Source organism: Microvirga sp. P4_G7 (assembly GCF_056401005.1).
The window spans coordinates 1-923 of record NZ_JBFUKD010001023.1; the positions used below are offsets into that span (position 1 = coordinate 1).

The following is a 923-nucleotide window of genomic DNA, read 5'->3' on the forward strand; positions in this document are numbered from 1 at the left end:
CTTCAAAAAAGTGAGGCGCGTAGACTAGGCTGCCCCGCGCGGCTCCGAAAGAGCCTAGACGCATGCTTTTCAACAGGGCGACTTTGGTCGGACGTCGCTTCCCTTCCGATCCGGCGAATGATCCTTGACGGGCGCAGGCCGCAAGAAGACATTCCGTTCTTTTCAGGAGCATCGATGGGCCGATTGTCCACACATATCCTCGACACGAGCCGCGGCCGCCCCGCGAAGGGCGTGCGGATCGAGCTGTTCGTAATCGAGGGCGATCGGCGCCATTCGGTCGCCACCGAAACCACAAACGCGGATGGGCGCACCGACGGTCCCTTGATGACAGGAGCGTCGTTCAGGACGGGTACGTACGAACTGGTTTTTCACGTGGGTGACTATTTCCTGACGCTCGGGGGGGAAATCTCCGATCCCCCGTTCCTCGACCTCGTTCCAATCCGGTTCTCCATCACCGAGCCCGACGGTCACTATCACGTCCCGCTCCTGGTCTCGCCCTGGAGTTATTCCACCTATCGCGGCAGCTGAGCATGACAGACACATCCTATCCGCGCGATCTCGTCGGCTACGGCCGCAAYCCGCCSGATCCSCGCTGGCCGAACGGCGCCCGCRTCTGCGTGCAGTTCGTSATSAACTATGAGGAAGGCGGCGAGAACAACATTCTCCACGGCGACCGAGCGTCGGAGGCATTCCTGTCGGAAATGGTAGGCGCCGCGCCGTGGCCCGGGCAGCGTCACATGAGCATGGAATCGATCTACGAGTACGGCTCGCGCGTCGGCTTCTGGCGCCTCTGGCGCATGTTCACGGAACGATCGATGCCGGTCACCGTCTATGGGGTCGCGACGGCGCTGATGCGCAATCCCGAGGCGGTTTCGGCGATGAAGGAAGCGGGCTGGGAAATCGCAAGCCACGGCCTGAAATGG

Annotated in this window: 2 protein-coding genes; both read left to right on the plus strand. The window is 62.1% G+C overall.

Annotated elements, in window-relative coordinates:
- Window positions 1–174 precede the first annotated feature (174 nt).
- Window positions 175–528: a hydroxyisourate hydrolase gene (uraH, locus tag AC1DT3_RS22740; RefSeq protein WP_477467429.1), complete on the plus strand. Its 354-nt coding sequence runs from the start codon at window positions 175–177 to the stop codon at window positions 526–528.
- Window positions 529–530: 2 nt separating this feature from the next.
- The coding region (locus AC1DT3_RS22745) for a polysaccharide deacetylase family protein (protein ID WP_477467430.1) at window positions 531–923 on the plus strand (393 nt) is incomplete at its 3' end.

Coding starts and splice junctions, on each gene's coding strand:
- uraH (WP_477467429.1), top strand. CDS start 175: ATGGGCCGATTGTCCACACATATCCTCGACACGAGCCGCGGCCGCCCC.